The organism is Kitasatospora sp. NPDC001119 (genome assembly GCF_053598475.1).
Genome location: NZ_JBSFKI010000090.1, coordinates 1 through 3,980, shown reverse-complemented (window position 1 = coordinate 3,980; position 3,980 = coordinate 1). Strand labels below are relative to the sequence as shown.

Here is a 3,980-nt window from a genome sequence, read left to right as displayed (position 1 = left end):
GCCGACACCCCCGTCATCACCCTCGACGCCCGCCGCCGCGACAGCGCCAAGAGCGCCCTCATCACCCTCGTCGAACACGCCCTGCTCGCCCGGCTCCGCTGAGCGAGGGGGGAACCGCACGGCCCCGACGGTCCGTCCCCCGCGACGGGCCGTCGGGACCGCGGTGCCTACCCGCGGGTGACCTCCGGGGGCCGCGCGCAAGACCCGTGTATAAGCAGCGGATAACAGTTCGGTAGGCATTTTGTGATCAACAATGACTCAGCGTGGCGAAACAGCGTCACTCAGCGCCAGGTGACCACGGTTTTGCTCCGTCATGTCGGTGAATGTCCAGAATGTACCGAGGCGGGTGCCGGACGGCGGCTGTTTGTCCCCCATCCCCGCACGTGCTGAAATTCCAGCTACCCCTGGTTTCTCCTGCGCCGGCCCCTACGGCGGCGGTTCAGGGCCCAGGGGTAGCGCTGGATTGATCCATGGCCGGCAGTCGGCCGAGAGGTAGTTGTCGAGTGAGGCGTAAGCAGCAACCCGCCCCGCAGCGGCGCTCCGAGCCCCGCCAGAGCGAGCCGAACGGTACCCCGGGGGACCCGGCCGGATTCTCCGCGTTCGCTCCCACCGAGGAACGCTCCCAGAGCACCGTCCCGGCTCCCGAGCCCCCGGCCGCGACACCCCGCGGCGGCGGCTCGTCGGGCGACGGCGGATCGAGCCGGTACGACTTCCTCCGCCCGCGCAACTGGCGCGTGCCGACCCGTCTGATCGCGATCCTGCTGATCCCCGTGACCATCAGTCTCGTCTTCGGTGGTCTGCGCGTGAACACCTCGGTCGACGGCTTCATCAAGGCCTCCCGCGCCGAGAAGACCGCGGAGCTGGCCAAGGCGGCGACCGAACTCGCCGAGGCGCTGGAGAACGAGCGCGACAAGACGCTCATACCCCTGCTCACCAAGCAGGACCCGAACAACGAGGTGGCCAAGCGCCGCGGCGCCACCGACGCCGCGCTGAAGGCGTACAACGCCGCCTACGCGGCCTCCGACAAGTCCGGTGAGCTCCCCCGGCGTCACGAGGCCTTCCAGACCCTGGTGGTCGACCTGCCGCACCTGCGGGCCAACGCGTACAACCCGGAGCTGTTCATCAGCGCCACGGCCAACGCGTACTCGGTGATGCTCGACCCGCTGCTGGCCTTCGACAACTCGGTCGGCCTGGGCTCCGCCAACGCCACCAGCAAGGGCCGCGCGATCTACGCGATGTCGCTGGCCAAGGCCGCGGCGTCGACCCAGCGCGCGCTGATGCTCAACCTGCTGGTCGGCATCTCGGCGAACGTCACCACGCGCTACGAGAACCAGGACGTGATCCAGCAGATCCTGATCTCGGAGAAGCTGGAACAGGTCTCCATCAACGAGTTCAACACCGGCAGCGCCCCCGAGGACGCCGCCAAGTACGCGGCCGCGCAGATCGCGCAGACCGCGGCCCAGGACCGCTCGGCGTACAAGATGCCCAACGGCGCGCCGCCCACCATGCAGGGCCTGCTCCAGCTCGGCGCCTCGTACAGCCAGGCCGCCGCGGAGGGCCAGCAGAAGGGCAAGGCGGTCGCCGACGCCGCGTACACCGAGGCGAAGAACGCCGGCCTGACCCAGGAGAACTGGAACCAGGCCACCGACACCCACATCCAGGCCCTGCGGAACACCGAGCTCGCGCTGCTGGACGAGGTCCTCACCGACTCCCGCAACCTGAAGGACAACGCGCTCTACGACGCCATCCTCAACACGGTCATCGTCGTCGCGGCGCTCATCCTGGCCGGCCTGCTGACCGGTTACGTGGCCCGCTCGATGATCCTCGGCATGCGCACCCTGCGCAGCGCCGCCCTGGAGATCGCCGACCACCGCCTGCCGGACCTGGTCGAGAAGCTCTCCAAGACCGACCCCGACCGGGTCGACACCTCGGTGACCCCGATCCCGCTGCACGGCAAGGACGAGATCGGCGAGGTCGCCCGGGCGTTCGACCAGGTCCACCAGCAGGCCGTGGCGCTCGCCGCCGAGCAGGCCCTGCTGCGGGGCAACGTCAACGCGATCTTCACCAACCTGTCGCGCCGCAGCCAGAGCCTGATCCAGCGCCAGCTGGCGCTGATCACCGACCTGGAGAACAACGAGGCAGACCCGGACCAGCTGGAGAACCTCTTCAAGCTGGACCACCTGGCCACCCGTATGCGCCGCAACGGTGAGAACCTGCTCGTCCTCGCGGGCGAGGAGGCCGGCCGCCGCTGGAACACCCCGGTCCCGCTGGTCGACGTGCTCCGCGCCGCCGCGTCCGAGGTGGAGCAGTACGAGCGCGTCGAGCTCTCCGGCATCCCGGAGGTCGACGTCGTCGGCGCCGCCGTGACCGACCTCGTCCACCTGCTCGCCGAGCTGCTGGAGAACGCCACCTCGTTCTCCAGCCCGCAGACCCGGGTGCTGGTCAACGCGACCCGCCTGCCGGACGGCCGCGTGCTGGTCGAGATCCACGACAAGGGCATCGGCCTCACCGCCGAGGACTTCGCGGAGATCAACGAGAAGCTGGCCGAGCCGCCCACGGTGGACGCCACCATCTCCCGCCGCATGGGCCTGTTCGTGGTCGGCCGGCTCTCCCAGCGGCACGACATCCGCGTCCAGCTCCGCCCGTCCGGCGAGTCCGCCGGCACCACCTCGCTGGTCATGCTCCCGCCGTTCGTCACCCAGTCCGGTGCGGCGCCGGAGCCGGACGAGCAGTTCACCGTCTCCCGGATCTTCGCCGAGCAGGAGCCGGCCGCCGAGTGGGCGCCGGACACCCGCGCCCGCAGCGCGGCCGAGCTCGGCTTCGACGACCACCTCACCGGCACCGGCAACGCCGGCTCCAGCGGGTTCAGCCCCGCCCTGGAGGCCGTCCAGCGCTCGCAGCGCCTCGACCAGGTCCGCCGCGCGGCCCTGGAGAGCGCCCCGCAGGCGCCGGTGGTCGACGCCGAGGTCGAGGAGGACTACCAGCAGGGCTACGACCAGTACGCCCCGCAGGGCTACGACCAGCAGCAGGGCCAGGCCGGCGAGCAGTACGCCGACGACCGGTACGGCTACGACCAGGGCGGCTACCAGCAGGACGAGTACCAGCAGGACGGGTACGCCCAGGACGGCTACGACCAGTACGCCCCCCAGGGCTACGAGCAGCAGGGCCAGGCCGGCGAGCAGTACGCCGACGACCGGTACGGCTACGACCAGGGCGGCTACCAGCAGGACGGGTACGCCGACGACCAGTACGGCCGCCCGGCCCAGGACTCCCCGGCCGGCCACCCGTACGCCCCCGAGCCGCCCGCGCTGCCCGCCGCCGAGCCGCACGCCACCCTGCCGTCCGGGCTGCCGCAGCGCCGTCCCGGCGAGCAGCTGGCGGGCGGCGGCCTCCCCGCCGCGCCGGCCGGCGGCGGCCAGTCCGGCGACAGCCCGAACTGGTTCGCCGGCGCCAAGGACACCTCGGCGCCCGAGACCCAGCGCGGCCACGACGTGTCCTCGCTCGGCGGTTACGGCCCGACCGGCCCGACCGCCCGCGCCGCCTGGCAGTCGCCGAACGACGGCGACTGGCAGCGGGCCGAGCAGCTGCGCGAGCCCTCCTCCAGCGGCACCACCGGTGCCGGTCTGCCGCGGCGCGTGCCCAAGCAGAACCTGGTGCCCGGCAACGCCAAGTCCACCCCGCAGGACGGGCCGCAGGTCTCCCGCAGCCCGGAGGAGGTCCGTGGCCGCCTCACCAACCTGCGCCGCGGTGTGGAGCAGGGCCGCAGTGCCGGTAACACCGGAAGCTTCCGGATCGACCCCGATCAGGTAGACCAGTCCGGCAACGGACAGAACCGGAGCACCGATCTCTTCGGCGGCTCGAACCACCAGGAGCGTTGAGTTGACTCAGATGAGCCAGGCCGCACAGAACCTGAACTGGCTGATCACCAATTTCGTGGACAACACCCCCGGGGTGTCCCACACCGTGGTGGTCTCCGCGGA

1 protein-coding gene and 2 pseudogenes are annotated in these 3,980 nt (G+C 71.2%); all 3 read left to right on the top strand.

The features are described 5' to 3' along the window. Positions 1-102: pseudogene (locus ACWDD9_RS43760) on the top strand (ATP-binding protein); the annotation flags it as partial. A gap of 401 nt (positions 103-503) precedes the next feature. Next, entirely contained in the window at positions 504-3,878 is a 3,375-nt protein-coding gene (locus tag ACWDD9_RS43755; RefSeq protein WP_449814778.1) for a nitrate- and nitrite sensing domain-containing protein, read from the top strand. A gap of 10 nt (positions 3,879-3,888) precedes the next feature. Then, positions 3,889-3,980 (top strand): annotated as a pseudogene (locus tag ACWDD9_RS43750) (roadblock/LC7 domain-containing protein); the annotation flags it as partial.